At 61.9% G+C, this 17,751-nt stretch carries 14 protein-coding genes and 1 pseudogene; 10 read left to right on the top strand and 5 right to left on the bottom strand.

Annotated elements, in window-relative coordinates:
- Positions 1 to 406 precede the first annotated feature (406 nt).
- From AC5RUO_RS06085 to AC5RUO_RS06075, 3 genes and pseudogenes are all read right to left on the bottom strand, one after another.
- Positions 407 to 1,744, bottom strand: a complete 1,338-nt coding sequence (locus AC5RUO_RS06085) for a recombinase family protein (RefSeq protein ID WP_494103052.1) — start codon at positions 1,742 to 1,744, stop codon at positions 407 to 409.
- 97 nt (positions 1,745 to 1,841) lie between these two features.
- Positions 1,842 to 2,828 (bottom strand): annotated as a pseudogene (locus AC5RUO_RS06080) (TadA family conjugal transfer-associated ATPase); the annotation flags it as partial.
- Positions 2,829 to 3,131: 303 nt separating this feature from the next.
- A complete protein-coding gene (locus tag AC5RUO_RS06075) occupies positions 3,132 to 3,521 on the bottom strand; it encodes a hypothetical protein (protein ID WP_494103051.1) in 390 nt (129 codons plus the stop codon).
- 4 nt (positions 3,522 to 3,525) lie between these two features.
- On the opposite strand from AC5RUO_RS06075, the gene AC5RUO_RS06070 reads away from it, so the two are divergent.
- Positions 3,526 to 6,015, top strand: coding sequence for a GH25 family lysozyme (locus AC5RUO_RS06070; protein ID WP_494103050.1), 2,490 nt, complete (start codon positions 3,526 to 3,528; stop codon positions 6,013 to 6,015).
- Positions 6,016 to 6,082: 67 nt separating this feature from the next.
- On the opposite strand, the gene rfbA is transcribed toward AC5RUO_RS06070, so the two are convergent.
- Positions 6,083 to 6,952, bottom strand: a complete 870-nt coding sequence (gene rfbA, locus AC5RUO_RS06065; RefSeq protein WP_494008713.1) for a glucose-1-phosphate thymidylyltransferase RfbA — start codon at positions 6,950 to 6,952, stop codon at positions 6,083 to 6,085.
- Positions 6,953 to 7,008: 56 nt separating this feature from the next.
- Between rfbA and rfbB the strand changes: the two genes are divergently transcribed.
- From rfbB to AC5RUO_RS06045, 4 genes are read left to right on the top strand one after another with little or no spacing between them, the layout of a single operon-like run.
- A complete protein-coding gene (gene rfbB / locus AC5RUO_RS06060) occupies positions 7,009 to 8,007 on the top strand; it encodes a dTDP-glucose 4,6-dehydratase (protein ID WP_494103049.1) in 999 nt (332 codons plus the stop codon).
- 3 nt (positions 8,008 to 8,010) lie between these two features.
- Positions 8,011 to 9,435 carry a sugar nucleotide-binding protein gene (locus AC5RUO_RS06055; RefSeq protein ID WP_494103048.1) on the top strand — a complete coding sequence of 475 codons (1,425 nt, stop codon included), beginning with the start codon at positions 8,011 to 8,013 and terminating at the stop codon, positions 9,433 to 9,435.
- A 2-nt stretch (positions 9,436 to 9,437) separates the two neighbouring features.
- Complete coding sequence (locus AC5RUO_RS06050; protein ID WP_494008716.1) at positions 9,438 to 10,163, top strand: glycosyltransferase family 2 protein; 726 nt, start codon at positions 9,438 to 9,440, stop codon at positions 10,161 to 10,163.
- A 9-nt stretch (positions 10,164 to 10,172) separates the two neighbouring features.
- The gene (locus tag AC5RUO_RS06045) at positions 10,173 to 10,562 is read left to right on the top strand and encodes a DUF2304 domain-containing protein (RefSeq protein WP_494103047.1); all 390 of its coding nucleotides are present in this window, start codon (positions 10,173 to 10,175) and stop codon (positions 10,560 to 10,562) included.
- Between the two features lie 99 nt (positions 10,563 to 10,661).
- Here AC5RUO_RS06045 and AC5RUO_RS06040 read toward each other — a convergent pair whose 3' ends face one another.
- Positions 10,662 to 11,543 (bottom strand): glycosyltransferase family 2 protein, encoded by an 882-nt coding sequence (locus AC5RUO_RS06040; RefSeq protein WP_494103046.1) that lies wholly within the window; start codon positions 11,541 to 11,543, stop codon positions 10,662 to 10,664.
- Between the two features lie 165 nt (positions 11,544 to 11,708).
- Between AC5RUO_RS06040 and AC5RUO_RS06035 the strand changes: the two genes are divergently transcribed.
- The 5 genes from AC5RUO_RS06035 to AC5RUO_RS06015 are packed head-to-tail and all read left to right on the top strand — an operon-like array spanning position 11,709 to position 17,727.
- The gene (locus tag AC5RUO_RS06035) at positions 11,709 to 12,464 is read left to right on the top strand and encodes a glycosyltransferase (RefSeq protein WP_494008719.1); all 756 of its coding nucleotides are present in this window, start codon (positions 11,709 to 11,711) and stop codon (positions 12,462 to 12,464) included.
- On the top strand, positions 12,464 to 13,399 hold the full coding sequence (locus AC5RUO_RS06030) for a glycosyltransferase (RefSeq protein ID WP_494103045.1): 936 nt from the start codon (positions 12,464 to 12,466) through the stop codon (positions 13,397 to 13,399). The genes AC5RUO_RS06035 and AC5RUO_RS06030 overlap by 1 nt, the downstream gene beginning before the upstream one ends.
- 54 nt (positions 13,400 to 13,453) lie before the next feature.
- The gene (locus AC5RUO_RS06025) at positions 13,454 to 14,497 is read left to right on the top strand and encodes a hypothetical protein (protein WP_494103044.1); all 1,044 of its coding nucleotides are present in this window, start codon (positions 13,454 to 13,456) and stop codon (positions 14,495 to 14,497) included.
- Between the two features lie 27 nt (positions 14,498 to 14,524).
- Complete coding sequence (locus AC5RUO_RS06020) at positions 14,525 to 15,757, top strand: lipopolysaccharide biosynthesis protein (RefSeq protein WP_494103043.1); 1,233 nt, start codon at positions 14,525 to 14,527, stop codon at positions 15,755 to 15,757.
- Positions 15,754 to 17,727: a DUF6541 family protein gene (locus AC5RUO_RS06015; protein WP_494103042.1), complete on the top strand. Its 1,974-nt coding sequence runs from the start codon at positions 15,754 to 15,756 to the stop codon at positions 17,725 to 17,727. The genes AC5RUO_RS06020 and AC5RUO_RS06015 overlap by 4 nt, the downstream gene beginning before the upstream one ends.
- Positions 17,728 to 17,751: the final 24 nt, after the last annotated feature.

Below are 17,751 nucleotides of genomic sequence, written 5' to 3'. Positions count from 1 at the left end.
GTCTTGTCCAGCAGACTTTCAGCTAGTCGAGCTAACTACTACTTAGGCTAGCAGGCGGGGCCGACAAATTCAGAGTAAGCCGCCCCAGCGCGTCGAATTTTCCCTCTTCCCGCAGAGCAAGGGCATAGCCATGCAGCACGGAAAATGAGAGCGGTGTATCTCGCCGGCACCGCGGACACCTGTTGAACCTGAAGGTCATTCCGTGATCAACGAAATTCCGTTCCCTGTCCCACAGCTGCGGCCTCTCACGCCCGTAGGGTGTTGGTCCTGAATACTCTAGAAATTCGACTTCAGGACGCTTGGACTCCGGATCCCAGCCAATCACCGTCAAGTCAACTTCCTCATGACGGCCGTTCTTCGCGGTCCCGGTGCAAACGACCCGGATATCCTGGATCAACGTCACCGCTCAGCCCACCTTCCACTCAATACGAATCCGCTCAGGATCAAACACCCGTGGAGCGCTCTTGCGGATCGGATCCACGATAGGCACCATAAGGGCGTCAATGACCGCTCGCTGACGTTCGATGCCTGCCGCCTCCCACCATGCCCTGACGTTTCCCGCGGCCGCAGCAGGCACCACAGAGGCCCGCGCAGCGATAGCCAGCTCCTGGCTTATGGCCTCCAGCCGGGACTCCACGCGCTGATTGATCGCTTCCAACTGCCTCCGGGTCATCAAGCCATCCGCGAAGCTATCAGCCGCTTCATCCATACGCCCCCGCAGCGCTGCCGCCTCGCTTTGCAAAGCATGCTGCTGCTCGTGGTCCCGCGGGTCATTGAGCCTGGCAAGCACACCCGGAGTATCTAGCCGGGCAATCACAGTCTCAGAGATAAGGTGCTCTACGGGTTCCGCCGTCTGGAATGCATGTCCGGCCCCTGTCGTGGGGCACTTGTAGTAAAACTTGCTGGGCCGCGCCCCTCCGCCAGCACGAGATGACGTTTTCATTGCCGCTCCACAGTTGCCGCAGCGCAGCAGGCCGGCCAGCAGGTGCTTCACCCGGGAGTCCGTCTGTGAACGACGGGAAGGGTTGCTCACGATTGCGCAGACCGCCCGCCATTGATCTTCACTGATGATCGCCGGGAAGGATGACTTTCCTACTATCTCGCCTCTGTAGGCTGACAGCCCGGCGTTGGTTGGTCTTAGCAGCAGGTTCCGGACGCTCGTAGAGGTCCACTTCTGTCCCCGCCTCGTAGGGACGCCACGAGTGTTCAGATCCTTCACGATGGAGCCTATGCTGGCCCCTGCAATAGTGGCTTCTATCGCTTTGCGGATCTCGGCCGCGTCGGCATCCACCACGACCGGCTGGCCGTCCTCAAGGATCCAACCAAAAGGCACTGGACCGCCTGAGAAGGCCCCGGCCTGGGCAAGTTGCAGTTTCTTGCGAACGATACGTTCTGACTTGTGTTCTGACTCGTACCGGGCCCATGCGCCCAGCGTCCGGGCGACCGCGCGGCCTGACGGGGTGCTTAGATCAATTTCCCCGGCCTTTACCGTCTGGGTAGTGACTCCGCGCTTCTCGGAAACGTCAATGTATTCTTCCAGCTCCAGCGGGGACCGGTGCAGCCTGTCCGTGTGCCATGCGATAACGCCCTGCACGAGCCCACCGCCCATGGCCTCCAGCAGTGCCCGGTACTGTGGCCGCAACTGCCCACTGAACGCACTTATGTCGTTGTCCACGAACACACGGGCGACCTCCCACCCAAGCGTCCGCGCTACTTCGCGGCAGTCCTCTTCCTGCCGCTGCACCCCAAGGCCCGCGCCTTCGCGGTCCTTGGAAATGCGGCAGTAGATGGCCGCTCGTACTGAGTTCATGTGGACCAGTATAAGCGCCTTGTAGTGCCTTGACATAGTGAGCAGATGAGATGTTTTCCCCCGCCAGGAGGGGAAGGGTGCAGATCTTTGTCACGGCGTCGTGGGCGGAGTTGGCGTGGACGGTGCACATCCCCGGAAGGCCGGAGTTGAGCGCAATGAGCATGTCCAGGCTCTCCGCCTCGCGGACTTCTCCGACAACAAGGCGGTCCGGCCGCATGCGCAGGGCTTCCTTCACCAGACGGCGGAGTGGGATCTCTCCTTCTCCTTCGAGGTTCGGCTGCCGGCACTGGAGCCCCACAACGTCGCGCAGCGGAAGCTGCAGCTCGAAGATCTCCTCGACCGTGATGACCCGCTCCCTGCTTCCAATGCCAGCGGCAAGGCAATTCAGCATGGTGGTTTTGCCCGCCTGCGTGGCCCCTGACACCAGGATGTTGAGCCCGCTTGAAACAGCCGCACCGAGGAACCGCCCTGATTGTGGAGTCAGGGTGCCCAGTTCGACGAGATGTTCGAGCCGGCTGGCTTTGACAACGAACTTTCTGATATTCACGGCCCAGTGCCGGCGCGTGACGTCGGGAATCACTACATGCAGCCGGGAGCCGTCGGGCAAAGCCGCATCAACGAACGGGGAGGACATGTCCAGGCGGCGGCCGGAGCTCTTGAGCATCCTCTCCACCAGGTCCCGCACCTGCTGTTCCGAAAGGCTCAGGGACGTCAGTTCGGACTCACCGTTCCTGGCCACAAAGATTTCATTGGGGGCATTAAGCCAAATCTCTTCTATGGAAGGATCGTCGAGCAGTGGCTGCAGGATTCCAAAGCCAGCCACTGCATCAAAAAGGAACCGGCGTGCCGTATCCAAAGGGCCAAGCGGGGGTAGCGGACCCGTAAGCGCCCGCTCGTCGTAGTCAACAACGACAGCCTCAACCAGCCTTCGAACCTCGCCTGCCTGCCTCAACGGATCAAGTCCCCTGCGCCGGATGAGCTCGCGGACTTCATCCTCGACAATTGCCAGAGCATCCATATTGTTCCCCCAAACGAGTGCCTTCCCCAGCGGATGGCAGTGCGATTGGGTAAAAGCCTAAAGAGCCCCCAGCTCTGCAACAAGTGCTCAGTATCAACTGTGGATAAGCGCAGGATAGTCACAAGATTCTCAAGGGCCTCAGCAGTACCACTGTTTACACCAGCAACACGGTGCTATGGTGAGCGCGTTAATTATCAAAAATCTGTCCGGTTCGTTCCTGAGGGACCTGCCGGAACAGCAACCCTGATGAGGGCTCATGGAGCGCCTCATTGTCTCCGGAGCCATTATGAAACGGAACCCGTCTCAGTCCCGTCGCCCCTCATGGAAATCCGTGGGAATAGCGCTCTTAGCCACCTCCTTGCTGGCTGGTCCCGGCTTGGCGGGCGTTGCGTCCGCCGTCGAACCTGCTCCGGCACCAGCCACGTCTTCGCCTGCGCCGGGCACAGCCGAGCCTTCTGCACCTGCCCCGGCTCCGACGGCAACCCCGGAGCCCAGGGCCACATCCCCAGCTGAAGCCAGTCCGGAAGCCAGCGAACCGCAGGCCCCGGCCCCATCGCCCGGGACGACGCAGTCAATGGCGGAGGCGGTCGGTGTGGGCGGGGCTGAGATGGGGCAGCGTTCAGCACGGGTAACCTCTGCCCGCTCAGACTCGCTGAAGAAACTCAGTGCGGAACCGCTGGCGAGCGAAGGCACCTGGATGCCAACGTTCGGTGTGCAGGGACTGGACGTCAGCGGGCACCAGCCAAGCGTGGACTGGCAGCACCAGTGGAACATGGGGGCGCGTTTCGCCTACGTCAAAGCCACCGAGGGCAACTACTATACGAACCCCTACTACGGCTCCCAGTTCCAGGGCTCGCGGAATATCGGCATGATCCGCGGCGCCTACCACTTCGCGATTCCCAACTGGTCCTCCGGTGCGGACCAGGCTCGCTACTTCGTGCAGAACGGTGGCGGCTGGTCCGGCGACGGATACACCATGCCGCCGGTCCTGGACTTTGAGTTCAATCCCTATGAAGGCCGGACCATCAACGGCTTCTACTTCGGCAACACCTGCTACAACATGTCTCCCGCGCAGCTCCAAACCTGGGTGCGGGACTTCGGCAACACAGTGCAGTCCCTGACGGGCAGGCTGCCGGTCATCTATACCAACACAAACTGGTGGAACCAGTGCCTAGGCAACCCGGCCGGCTTCGGTGACTACCCGCTCTGGGTCGCCGCCTACCCCAGTTCCCCCACCAACAACGCCGGACCTGTGCCAACCGCCAGCTGGGGCACGTACAGCATCTGGCAGTACAGCAGCACAGGGCCTTTTGCCGGCGACTCCAACGTCTGGAACGGTGACTACGCGGGACTGAAGGCGTTTGCCTCAAGCGGAGTCCCGCCCGCCGCGGTCAAAGCCATCGATGCGCTGCGCGCATCCATGCCGTCACTTGGCGCACCCACGTCGCCAGTTGTGTGCGGCCTTCGCAACGGCGGGTGCTTCCGTGGGTATGAGACCGGGATTGTCATGTGGTCTCCCACGACGGGGGCGCAGCCCAGCCTCCTTGGGCCTATCCGCGACGCCTGGGCCCGCAAAGGATACGAAAACGGTCAGATGGGGTATCCGGTCTCAGGCGTTATTTGTGGGCTGAAAAACGGCGGTTGCTTCCAGAACTACCAGGGTGGATCCATTATGTGGTCACCCGCCACCGGCGCCGCACTGGTGCCGTTTGGAGCCATCCGAGAGTACTGGGCGTCGCTGGGCTACGAAAACGGAGGCCTTGGATATCCGCTGAGCGACCAGGTCTGCGGTCTCAAGAACGGCGGATGTTTCCAGCTCTTCCAGGCCGGTTCCGTGTTGTGGAGCCCCTCAACGGGTGCGCGCCTTGTGAAGAGTGGTCCGATTATGGACGCTTGGGCCCGTGGGGGGTTCGAAAACGGTCTGCTGGGGTATCCGAACGCAGAAGCCGTGTGCACGAGCTCCTCCTGCACCCAAAACTTCAGCGGCGGGGTCGTCGCCTGGACATCGTCCTCGGGCGCCTGGCCAATCTTCATGGCCATAGGTGAAACGTGGAAAGCATCCCGGGCCAAGGGAGAGCCGATCGGCTTTCCAGTCGGGGGCGAAGTGTGCGGACTCCGAGGGGGTGGCTGCTATCAGCTTTTCCAGGGTGGTGCGTTGCTGTTCTCGCCTGCGACCGGGGTACATACACTCACAGGCCGAATCCTCGACTACTGGCAGAAGTCAGGATTCGAGAACGGCCGCCTTGGCTACCCGACCGGCCCGGCCAGCTGCGGCGCCATCCAGACGGAGTGCCGTCAGGCATTTGAAAACGGTGTAGTTGCCTACTCCGCCACAACTCCGCCGGAGACCGTTGCTGCCGGACCTATGGCGGCTGGGTGGGAGCGGACAGGCTGGGGAGGAGGCAGCCTGGGCTATCCAACTTCAGCGCAGTACTGCGGACTGAAGGATGGCGGCTGCTTCCAGATGTTCGTCAAGGGCGCGCTCATGTACTCGCCGGCAACGGGGGCCCAGCCGAGCATCGTGGGTCCCATCCGCGATCTTTGGCAGAAAACCGGTTTCGAAAACGGGTCGCTTGGCTACCCTGCCTCCAACGTAACCTGTGGCCTCGTGGATGGTGGATGCTTCCAAAATTACTCTGAGGGAACTGTGATGTGGTCACCGGCAAGCGGAGCGAACGCCCTGATGTTCGGTCCGGTCAGGGATGCCTGGGTGAGCACCGGCTTTGAAAGTGGCAAGCTCGGCTACCCGGTGAGCGGCCAAATTTGCGGGCTGCGCAACGGTGGGTGTTTCCAGAACTTCGCCAAGGGTACCGTAATGTACTCCCCTACGACGGGAGCTCAGGCCCTCACGTCAACGCCCATCAGGGAAAGGTGGGCCGCCACAGGGTACGAGTCCGGTTCACTGGGCTACCCCACAAGCGGAACCATCTGCGGCCTTCGCAATGGTGGCTGCTTCCAGAACTTCGAAAAGGGCACGGTTATGTGGTCATCCGCCAGTGGCGCCCACGTGGTAACGCCGGGACCGATCCAGCAGAGCTGGGCCAGCCAGGGATTCGAAGCCGGGGCCCTGGGGTATCCCACCAACAGCCAGACCTGCACCGCGGACAGGACTTCCTGCAGCCAGTCGTTCCAGGGCGGCAGCATCACCTGGACAGCAGCAGGCGGCGCGAGAATCACCCTGCGCTAACCGAAAGGAAAAGGGAGGCGGAACCCGCACAGCGGGTTCCGCCTCCCTCTCTTTAATGGGCCGAAGCCTAGTGGCCGTACTCCAAAAGGTCGATCAGGTAGGAGCCGTAACCGCTCTTGACCAGTGGCTCCGCCCGCTCCCGCAGTTCATCGTCGGTGAGGAAGCCGAGCCGCCACGCGATTTCCTCGGGTGCCCCAATCTTCAGGCCCTGCCGGTTCTCGGTGGTGCGGACAAAGTTGGACGCGTCATTGAGGTCGTTGAAGGTTCCGGTGTCCAGCCACGCAGTTCCCCGGGGAAGTATTTCCACCTGCAGCCTTCCCTGGTCCAGGTAAGTGCGGTTGACGTCCGTGATCTCAAGTTCCCCCCTCGCAGAGGGCTTGAGATTCCGGGCAATTTCCACGACGTCGTTGTCGTAGAAGTAAAGACCAGGAACCGCATAATGGCTTTTCGGCTTTTCCGGCTTCTCTTCAAGCGAAATAGCCCGTCCCTCGGAGTCGAATTCAACCACTCCGTATGCCTTCGGATCGGCAACCCAGTAACCGAAGACCGCTCCGCCGTCGATGTTTTCGAACCGGCGCAGCTGCGTACCCATGCCCTGGCCGTAGAAAATGTTGTCACCAAGGACGAGGGCAACGTTGTCATCGCCAATATGCTCTGCACCCAGGATGAAGGCCTGCGCCAGGCCATCCGGAGAGGGCTGCTGCTTGTAGGTGATGGAAACGCCGAAACGCGATCCGTCCCCCAGCAGCCGTTCGAATTGGTCGGCGTCATGCGGGGTGGTGATAATCAGGATGTCCCGGATGCCGGCAAGGATCAGTGTGGATAGCGGGTAGTAGATCATCGGCTTGTCGTAGACCGGGACCAACTGCTTGCTGACGCCCAGAGTGATGGGGTGAAGCCTGGAGCCGGTACCGCCGGCAAGTATTATTCCGCGCATGTCCCCCATCTTTCCTTTCGCTAACTGCCGCGGCAAATCCGGTACTCTTGGGAATTATGCAGCGACTTCTTGTTACCGGCGGTGCCGGGTTCATCGGTTCCAACTTCGTCCATTACGTACTTGATAACACCGATGACCATGTGACCGTTCTGGACAAGCTGACCTATGCAGGCAACCTGGAATCACTCCGGGGCCTTCCCGAGGGCCGTTACACCTTTGTCCAGGGTGATATAGCCGACGCCGGCCTGGTGGAGGGGCTGGTCGCCGCCACGGACGTGGTGGTCCACTACGCCGCCGAGTCGCACAACGACAACTCGCTGCATGATCCGCGCCCGTTCGTGGACACGAACATCATCGGCACCTACACCCTGATCGAGGCTGCCCGGAAGCACAACAAGCGCTTCCACCACATCTCCACCGACGAGGTGTACGGCGACCTGGAACTGGATGACCCCGAGCGGTTCACCGAGCAGACCCCGTACAACCCCTCCAGCCCGTACTCCTCAACGAAGGCAGGCTCTGACCTGCTGGTCCGGGCCTGGGTGCGGTCCTTCGGGCTGCAGGCGACCATCAGCAACTGCTCCAACAACTACGGCCCGTACCAGCACGTGGAAAAGTTCATCCCCCGGCAGATCACCAACGTGATCGACGGCGTCCGGCCCAAGCTCTACGGCAAGGGCGAAAACGTCCGTGACTGGATCCACGCCAACGACCACTCCTCGGCAGTGCTTGCCATCATCGCCAAGGGCAGGATCGGCGAAACCTACCTGATCGGCGCCGACGGCGAAAAGAACAATAAGGACGTCGTCGAACTCATCCTCAAGCACATGGGCCAGTCCCCGGACGCCTACGACCATGTGGTAGACCGGCCCGGACACGACCTGCGCTACGCCATCGACTCCACCAAGCTCCGCGATGAACTCGGCTGGGAACCCCGGTTCTCCAACTTCGACGCAGGCATCGAAGACACCATTGCCTGGTACCGCGACAACGAGGACTGGTGGCGGCCGCAGAAAGCAGCCACCGAAGCCAAATACAAGGAACAGGGCCAGTAGTCCATGCCTTTGGAATTCTCGAAAAAGCTTGCTGCCCGCGAGACCCCTATCCCCGGCGTCGTTCTTTACGACCTCCCGGTGCACGGCGACAACCGGGGCTGGTTCAAGGAAAACTGGCAGCGCGAGAAGATGGTAGCCCTTGGGCTCCCGGATTTCCGCCCGGTCCAAAACAACATCTCGTTCAATGAGAAGGCAGGAACCACCCGCGGCATCCACGCCGAGCCGTGGGACAAGTTCATTTCGGTAGCCACCGGCAAAATCTTTGGCGCCTGGGTCGATCTTCGCCAAGGCCCGTCATTTGGCACTGTTTTCACTGCTGAACTGGACCCGAGCCAGGCTATTTTCATTCCGCGAGGCGTGGGTAACGCGTTCCAGACGCTTGAGGACAACACGGCTTACACCTACCTTGTGAACGACCACTGGTCAGCCGATGCCCAAAGCCAGTACACGTTTCTGAACCTTGCAGACGAGACGGTCGCGGTCCCCTGGCCCATCCCATTGGGCCAGGCGGAACTGTCCGACAAGGATAAGGCGCATCCACGTCTGGCCGACGTCGTGCCGATGCCGCCGAAGAAGACCCTGGTTGTGGGCGCGAACGGGCAATTGGGCAAAGCCCTCCGGAACCTCTTCGAAGGAGACCCTTCGGTCGAGTTCGCCGGCCGCTCCGACTTCGATCTGGGCAGCCCGGATTCCTTCGCCGGCCGGAACTGGAAGAACTACTCCACCATCATCAATGCGGCCGCCTACACGGCGGTTGATGCTGCAGAATCCCCGCAGGGACGCGCCGAAGCTTGGTCCGTCAACGTTGCGGCCGTGTCCGCACTGGCCAGGACCGCCGTCGAGCATGACCTCACACTGGTCCATGTTTCCTCTGACTACGTTTTCGACGGCGCCCAGGTCCTCCACAGCGAGGACGAGCCCTTTACCCCGCTTGGCGTATACGGCCAGACGAAGGCCGCCGGTGACGCGATTGTCCAGGTGGTGCCCCGCCACTACATTGTCCGCACCAGCTGGGTCATCGGTGACGGGAACAACTTCGTACGTACCATGGCATCACTGGCTGGCCGAGGCATCGAGCCCTCCGTCGTCAACGATCAGATTGGCCGTCTCAGCTTCACGGAGGACATTGCCGCTGGCATCCGCCACCTGATTGATTCCGGTGCGGAGTATGGGACCTACAACCTCAGCAGTGACGGCGAGCCGCAATCCTGGGCTGACCTCGCGGCCGATGTGTACGAATTGTCCGGCAAGGAGCGGGCCGCTGTGACCGGCGTCAGCACTGCCGAATATTTCAAGGGCAAGGAAGCAGCGCCCCGTCCCCTCAACAGCGTGCTGGACCTGACCAAGATCAAGGCAGCCGGGTACGAGCCGCCCCTGTCGAGCACCCGCCTGGAGTCCTACCTCAAGAATGGACTGATCAAACAGTGACCGTGCACGCCCGCACCCCCGACACACTCGTCATCATGCCCGCGTGGAACGAGTCCGAGGCCATCGGAAATACCATCCGGGAAGTCTTCGAATTCGGTCCTCCCTGCGATGTCCTGGTCGTCGATGACGGCTCCCGCGATAATACAGCCCAGGTTGCCCGGGCGGCAGGAGCCACTGTCCTGCAACTCCCGTTCAACATGGGCGTGGGCGGCGCAATGCGGACCGGCTTCAAGTATGCGAAAAGCCACGGCTACAGCCAGGTCATCCAGGTCGACGCGGACGGCCAGCATGATCCCCGCGATATCAAGGCTGTGCTCGACGGTCTCCAGCATGCCGACATCGCCATCGGGGCCCGGTTCGCCGACAAGGGCAACTACACGGTACGCGGCCCGCGGAAATGGGCCATGAAAGTACTGGCGTGGACGATCTCCCGGGTCGCCGGTACGACGCTTACGGACGTTACCTCCGGGTTCCGGGCAGCAAACATGAAAGCCATCCGCCAGTACGTTGACCACTATCCGGCGGAGTATCTTGGCGACACCATCGATTCGCTGGTTGTTGCGATCCGCTCCGGCTGTACTGTCAGGCAGGTCGCGGTCTCGATGCGGGCCCGCCAGGGCGGCACCCCCAGCCACGATCCAATCAAGGCCGCAGTATACCTCGGACGCTCAGGAATGGCCTTGCTGTTTGCCCTGACGCGGAAGAAAACCGAGCCGTCCACTAACTAGGATTCCAATATGTCGCTCCTTATGGGCTCCATCGTCGTCGTGGCGATCCTCTTCTTTGTCTTCGAGATGCTCCGCCGGCAGAAACTTCGGGAGAAGTATGCCGTTCTGTGGATTGTCATCGGCATAGGCACCTTGCTCCTTTCTGCTTTTCCCTCGCTCCTCGAACAAGCCAGCGGGCTCATCGGCATCCAGGTACCGGCGAACCTTCTGTTCATCATGACGCTGATTCTGCTGGTGGGCGTTTGCCTCCATCTCTCCCGCGAGCAGTCGCAGGCTGAAGACGAGGTGCGGATCCTCTGCGAGGAAGTGGCTTTGCTGCGGGCAGAACTGGCTGATGTCCGAGACCAGATTGACGCGGGGCGCGGACCCGCCAACGGCTCAGAGCCGCACAAGCAATAGCGCGCCCCTGGGCGCCACGGAAAAGGGCCCGTACAACAAAAAACAAGCGTAAACAAGAAAAGGGACGCCCGTGTGGGCGTCCCTTTTCTTTTGCGACCTCTAGCTCACAATGTGCCTGGCGAGGCGGGGCAGCGAATCGAACTTGCCCTTCTGGACCGACTTCAGGATCAGGGAAGCGGCGTTGAGCCGGGATGTCGTGTGGAAACTTGCAGCCCGCGCGGCTCCCTTCCAGCCCAATTTGCCGAAACGTTCGGCCTGCTCCTGGAAGAAGCGCCGCTCCTCATCAAACCGCCTGCCGTCCAATGCACGCACCGATGAATCAGACGCCGAATGCCGGCGGTACAGGAATGCCAGGACCGGATCCACAACCATGGAGCCGTGATCGGCAGCGATATCCAGCAGGAGTGCGAGGTCCTGGACCACGTCCAGGCCTTCGGTGAACCCGATGCGCTTCACCGTCTCCGAACGCCACGCCAGCGAGGGGAAGTAAGCCCAGTCCGCGCGGACGAGGCTGGTTGCCATTGCCTCCCCCTTCAGTTCGATGCGCTCACTGGTCTTCGGGGCGTAGACCTTCTTTACTGCATCCACCAGGGGGGTGCAGGCAATACCCTGTTCGTCGATCACCTGTACACCCGGCTGGACGACGTCTGCCTTGGGGTATTCCTCAAAGGCGCTGACCACAACGTCCAGATAGTTGGGGAGCATGATGTCGTCGGCACCCATGATGACCACATAGGGTGCTTCAACCAGGGTCAGTGCCTTGCGGTAGTTACCGTTGGCACCGAGATTCTGCTCGTTTTTCATGTACGTGACGCGGGGGTCCGTGATGGTTGAGAACCAGCGTTCGGGTTCCGGATCGGGGTACCCGTCGTCGATGACAACAAGCCGCCAGTCCTGGTTCTCCTGATTCATCACGCTGCGGGCGGCGAGCTTCATTTGATGGACATCGCCGTAGTACGGCAACATTACGTCAACGGTCATGGACCTGAGGTTCCTTCCGTGGTTTCCGCTCGAAGAGCTCGGCGGCTGCGTCCCCTCGAGTATAGTTGACCGGCACCCGCGTCCTTCCCGGCAGGCGCAGCTTGCTAGACTGCTTGGGACCCTGCCCGCCCCGCTGGCACCGCCCGGAGGCACGAGGAGAAACTTATGGAGCCCGCATCCGCCCCAAACCCGCGCGTCAGCGTGTGCATGGCGGCATATAATGGCGCCCGCCACATCAAGGAACAAATCGACTCAATCCTGGCGGAAATCGGACCCCGCGACGAGTTGATTGTCGTCAACGACTGTTCCACCGACGAAACGCCGGCCATTGTGGCCGGAATGAATGACCCGCGGATCCGGCTGATCCAGGCGGAGCGGAACAACGGCTACGTGCGTACGTTCGAGTGGGCCCTCACTGAGGCCCGCGGCGAGTTCGTCTTCCTTTCGGACCAGGACGACGTGTGGCTGCCGGGCCGGGTGGAGCGCATGATCTCGGCCATGGACGGCAAGGACATGGTGGTCAGCAACTGCAAACACTTCGATGGGCCCCTGGGACCATTCCATGAGATCCGCCTTCGGCCCGAAGATTCATCGCACACCGTCCGCAACATCCTCGGCATCGTGATCGGGTACCGGCTTCATTGGGGATGCGCCATGGCAGTGCGGCACCGGCTCCTCCAGCAGGTACTGCCTTTCCCGCCGTACATGAGAGAGTCCCACGACCAATGGCTGGCCACAGTGGGCAACGTTAACCGCTCCATCGTTTACCTGGAAGAAGACACCATCCTGCATCGTTTACACGGTGAAAACCTGACCCCACACGGCATCCGTTCCGCGCCCAAGATCCTGAAGGCGCGGATCGTCTTCCTCCGCAACGTCTATGAGGCGGTCCGGCGCGCCTGGCGGGCCAGGGCGGCGTGATGGCGCCTGAAGAGTTTGCAGCAACCCAGCCGTCCCGGGACGTGTGCGGAGTCGTTTCGGCGTTCAACCCCGGCCCGGAAAACGTGGCCAACGTCACCTGGCTCCTGCGCTTTGTTGAGCACGTGGTGGTGGTCGACGACGGTTCACCCAACGACGTCTCGCAGGCGTTGGAAGAGATGGAGCGGGCGGGTGCTGTTGTCATCAGGCTCGACACCAATTCCGGGATTGCCCGCGCACTGAACGTCGGCATCAAGGAAGCCATTTCCCGCTGGAATCCTGAATGGGTTGTGACCATGGACCAGGACTCGCGTTTCACCGGCGACTATGTGGCTTCGGCATTGGCTACGGCCTGTAACTCCCATGAACCGGAAACGGTAGGGATGGTCTGCGCTGAATCACACAACAACATCCCCCTGCCAACCTGGGGCAGCCAGGACGAACCCCAGATTTTCGATCCGATGACCAGCGGCACCCTGGTGCGCAGCAGCTCGTTCAAGGCCATAGGTTTTTTCGACGAGGGCTTCTTCATTGACTGCGTGGATTCAGAATTCAATGCCCGGCTCCGGGAGCGTGGACTGCGAGCCCTGGCTGGAAAGGGCTGCAACCTGGAGCACAGCCTGGGCAATGCACGTCCAATGAAGATCCTTGGCTGGCATGCACGGGTGGGCTGCAAGAAACTCTATGTCTACTACCACGCACCGTTCCGCGTGTACTACATCACACGCAACTCACTGATTCTCGCCCGCCGTTACGCCCTGAAACAGCCGACGTGGGTTCTCCGCCGGATCTACATGGAGATCCAGAGCCATGTTGTCAGGTTCGGATTCGGCCCCAACCGGAAAAAGCACCTCGTCGCCGCGCTGGCGGGCGTTCGCGATGCTCTCCGCCAGAAGATGGGCAAGATCGACGACTCCCTCGCCGCCCGGCTGCGGTAGCAAAATTCCACCATTCAGCAGTGCCCTGGCCCGGCCGAGACCGAAAGACCAGTCATGACCACCATTTCAGGAAAAATCTTCGTCCTCTACCACAAGGGCTTAAGGACCGGAGGCCCCGAAGCCCTTCACCAGCTCGTGGATATGCTCCGGGAGCTTGGGCAGGATGCCTACCTGGTTCCGCATCCCCACACGGCCCACAATTCGCGGGTGGAGCAGTACAGCGTCTACAACGCGCCCGAGGCTCCTGAAATCGTGGACGCGCCGGAGAACGTGGTTGTCTTCCCGGAAACCTACATCTATGAAATGCCGAAAGTTAAGCTCGCACGGCGCATGTGCTGGTGGCTGAGCATCGACAACTCGCTCACGTTCATGGCGGAGAGGATGTGGCAGCGCAACACCTCCGGGCTGGTGGACAAGGCAAAAGAAGGCGCTGTTCCTTACGCGCGGATGTGGAAGAACAGGGTCAACCCCGGCATGCTCCGGAAGGACCGGGATGTGGTCCACCTGGTCCAGTCGTCGTACGCCTGGGCCTTCATTGCCACGCGCCTGGACGTCGTGCCCTCGCTGCTTTCCGACTACACGCCAAACGCTGAGTTCCAGGGCACGCCCGAGCCGCCGCGCAACCGGCAGCTGGTCACCTACAACCCGGCTAAGGGCGGACACCTTATTGAGGCCGTGAAGGCGGAGTGCCCACCGTCCATCGAGTGGCGCCCCATCGTGGGGATGACCAGGTCCGAGGTTGTGGCAACACTGCAGGGATGCGGTATCTACCTGGATCTGGGACACCACCCGGGCAAGGACCGGATGCCCCGCGAGGCAGCCCTGTCCGGTGCACTCACTGTGGTGGCCCGCAGGGGTTCGGGGGCCTTCTATGCGGATGTTCCTGTTCCCTGGGAACACAAGATCACGCCTGGCCGAGATGAAGTGCCGGCAGCTGCAGCCATGCTTCCCCAACTCATCGACAACTTCGACGCCGAGGTGGCAAAGCAGGACACCTACCGGACGGCCATCCTCAACGAGCGCTCCAGGTTCATGAGCGAAGTGGAAGACGTTTTTGTGCGGGGCCGGCTTGGCAAGGACGCGTATGACTACCTGTAGTGCGTGCCCCGGGCCAGGGGGACGGGCATGATCAAAAGGATCGCAGCGTTCGCCGGGCTGCCACTGCTGGGTTCGCTGGCGTCGTTCATCCTTCTGCCGATCATTGCACGCGTGGGTGGCGCCCCGGCTTGGAACTCCCTTGCCGTCGGCCAGGCGGTGGGCGCCATTGCCGCCATCGTCATAGCACTGGGATGGCCGCTCACGGGACCGGCTGCCGTGGCATCGGCACCGGAAGAGCACGTACGACGGCGGCATTACGCGGTCAGCTTCGTGACCCGTTCATTCATGTTCCTTTGCATTGTGCCCCTCATGGCGCTTGCCCTGATCTTCACCAGTGGCACCAACCAGTTTTGGGTCGCCTTCCTGATGGCATGTGCCCAGGCTGCGTCCGGCCTTACCCCGGCCTGGTACTGCATTGCGACCGGACATGCGGGGCGGATAGCAAAGTACGACGTCGTTCCGCGGATGATTGCCACCCTTGGCGTCATACCGCTGCTGTTCGCAACGGGTGAGATCTACCTCTACCCCCTGGTGCTGCTGGCACTGGGCCTGGCAGGAACATTGTGGTTCAACAAAGACCATTCGAACCGCGAGGATTTCAAAGGACTCACTCCGCCCGTCGTGCTGAAAGAAATCTGGGGACTTCGGGCCGGCGCAGGTATTACCGTCGCCGCCGGGGCCTACGCCTCCACGCCTGTGCTGGTGGTGCAATTTGCCGCTTCAGCCGCCGGCTTGGCCGCCTTCGTCTCTGCCGAGAAGCTTTACCGTATCGGGCAACTTGCCACGGCAGCTCTGGGTAACAGCCTCCAGGGCTGGGTGAGCGAGTTCGGTGCTGACCACCGGCACCGCAGGAAGTTCTCGCTTATGGCGCTTACCGGCCTGGGCCTTACCGGCTGGTTAATCATGGCCCTGCTGGGACCTTGGGCCAGTGCGTTGCTCTTCGGTTCAGCATTGGCCGCCGACTTCTGGACGTGTTTCTGGTTTGGCCTGTCATTCCTGCTTGTCTGCGTGACAACATCCACCGGCGCCCATTGGCTGGTGCCGGCAAAGCGGATGCGCGTTGTATTCTCCAGCACCATCACCGGCGCTGTGGTGGGCCTGCCCGCCATGATCATCCTTTCCGGCCTGATGGGCGGCCCGGGCGGCGCCCTTGGCCTGGCGATCGGCGAAATAGCGGTCACAGCCATACAGTTGCGTGCGGTCCTGCAACTCCTCCGGGACAAGGCGCAGGAGGACAGGACCGAGGAAGTACCTTCGTGAGCTGGATCGGTATCCTTCCCGCGGTGGTAGTAACCATCTTTCTGTTCTATATCCCCGGTGCTGTAGTGGCGGCATGCCTGAAATTCCGCCTGGGCGGCATCCTCGGCCTCGCACCGCTTCTGTCGACGGCGGCTGCCGGACTTGCGGGAGTACTCGCCGGGTTGCTCGGCATCCCGTGGAGCGTCCTGCCGTTTGCCGCGGTGACGGCCCTGCTTGCCGGCGCCGCCCTGCTGGTCACACGAGGTCTCCGCCGGCGGATGGCGGGCGCGCCTCCCCGGCGGCAGTGGTTGCCTTTCGCTGCCATGGCCCTTGCCACTGTCCCTATCACCTGGCGCTTCATCCAACTGGTCGGCTCACCCGAGCACCCGTCTCAGGTTTTCGACAACGTCTTCCATCTGAACGCCATCCGGTACATCCTGGACACCGGCAACGCTTCGTCCCTGAATCTCGCGTCGCTCCAAGGGGTCTCCGGCTTCGATGCCGTGTACCCTGCCGCGTGGCACTCGTTCGCGGCGCTCCTGGTCCAGCTGGCCGCCGTCGACATCCCTACGTCGCAGAACGTGCTCAACCTGGTCCTCGCCGCTGTCCTCTGGCCGGCGTCATGCCTGTTCCTGGTGGCTAAGACCATCTCGCGCCGGCCGGCCGCCCTCGTGGTGGCGTCAGTGATCGCAGCGGCCCAGGTCGCCTTCCCGTTCCTCATGATCGTCTGGGGTCCGTTGTTTCCGTATGCGCTGGCACTGAGCATGATGCCGGCGGTCATAGCCTGCCTTGCGGCAGTCGCCCGGCTTGGCCGTACGCGGACAGACCCGCTGCGCAGCTGGGTCTCGGCACTGTTCCTCGCGCTGGCGGGGCTTGCGTTTGCACACACCAGTTCGATCAACACGACCATCGCCGTGAGTTTTCCGATTCTCGGGCTGCTTTGGTGGCACCTGGCGAGGAACACCAAGTTCCAGGCCAGCGTCCTGCGGGCATGGCTCTTCATCGGCGGGACCCTGCTTACCCTTGTGGTGGCAGCCGCTTTCTGGTTGAAATTGCGCCCTGCCCCCTACGACAACTGGGGTCCGACGGTGAAGCCGGGCGCCGCCGTCGGGGAAATCCTGACTGTAAGCCCCATGCAATCGGCCATACCGGCGCTGGTTGTTGCCATTCTCTCGGTTGCCGGTTTGCTCACAGTCTTCCAAACCCGAAGATTGCGTTGGCTGGCAGCCTGTTACGGCGTCGTTGGTGCGCTGTACGTGGTGGCCGCTTCGTTTCCCAAGGGTGCACTGCGCGATGCCCTCATCGGCACCTGGTACCAGGACACCTACCGGCTTGCTGCCCTGCTGCCGCTGTTCGCAACCCCGCTTGCAGTTGTGGGCGGCCTGCGTCTCTGGGATTCCTGGCGGAACTCCGCTGCTGCCCACCGCCTGCACGGCACGCTGGAGCGGCGGTTGCGCTGGCTGGCTAACCGGGGAGCGGTTGCCGGGGCCGTACTCGCTACCGGTGTCTTCGCAGTGCTGGCGACATTCGCCGGCCCGGTCACGCACTATATTGGCGGCGCCTCCACTGTTTACCGGTTCGACGCGGCCTCAGAGCTGCTGACCCCGGATGAGCTCGCGCTGTTAAAGCGTCTCCCAAATCATGTTCCTGCCGATGCGGTGGTGGCCGACAATCCGTGGAACGGCAGCTCCCTTGCCTACGCCTACACTGGCCGGCGGGTCTTGACCGCCCACCTGTTCGCGGAAAAGGACCAGGACGCAATCCTGATTGATGAACACCTGAAGGACACACCGGATGATACCCGGATGTGCGAAGCATTGAAAAGCAAGAACGTACGGTACGTGTTGGATTTCGGGAGCCGATACTTGCTAAATCTCCCCGGATCCCGGGAGTATCCAGGCGTCACCGACATCGGGAATGCTCCCGGCTTCACCATGGTCGACTCACAAGGCTCCTCTGCCCGGCTGTACGAAATTACGGCGTGCGCATGACAAACCCCGTGCACCATCGAACGT

Source organism: Arthrobacter sp. Y3221087, from assembly GCF_059089905.1.
Note: the sequence above shows the minus strand (reverse complement) of the source record. Positions and strands in the feature narration are given on the sequence as shown.

Coding starts and splice junctions, on each gene's coding strand:
- rfbB (WP_494103049.1), top strand. CDS start 7,009: ATGCAGCGACTTCTTGTTACCGGCGGTGCCGGGTTCATCGGTTCCAAC.
- AC5RUO_RS06070 (WP_494103050.1), top strand. CDS start 3,526: ATGCCAACGTTCGGTGTGCAGGGACTGGACGTCAGCGGGCACCAGCCA.
- AC5RUO_RS06045 (WP_494103047.1), top strand. CDS start 10,173: ATGTCGCTCCTTATGGGCTCCATCGTCGTCGTGGCGATCCTCTTCTTT.
- AC5RUO_RS06040 (WP_494103046.1), bottom strand. CDS start 11,543: ATGACCGTTGACGTAATGTTGCCGTACTACGGCGATGTCCATCAAATG.
- AC5RUO_RS06030 (WP_494103045.1), top strand. CDS start 12,464: ATGGCGCCTGAAGAGTTTGCAGCAACCCAGCCGTCCCGGGACGTGTGC.
- rfbA (WP_494008713.1), bottom strand. CDS start 6,952: ATGCGCGGAATAATACTTGCCGGCGGTACCGGCTCCAGGCTTCACCCC.
- AC5RUO_RS06020 (WP_494103043.1), top strand. CDS start 14,525: ATGATCAAAAGGATCGCAGCGTTCGCCGGGCTGCCACTGCTGGGTTCG.
- AC5RUO_RS06025 (WP_494103044.1), top strand. CDS start 13,454: ATGACCACCATTTCAGGAAAAATCTTCGTCCTCTACCACAAGGGCTTA.
- AC5RUO_RS06035 (WP_494008719.1), top strand. CDS start 11,709: ATGGAGCCCGCATCCGCCCCAAACCCGCGCGTCAGCGTGTGCATGGCG.
- AC5RUO_RS06055 (WP_494103048.1), top strand. CDS start 8,011: ATGCCTTTGGAATTCTCGAAAAAGCTTGCTGCCCGCGAGACCCCTATC.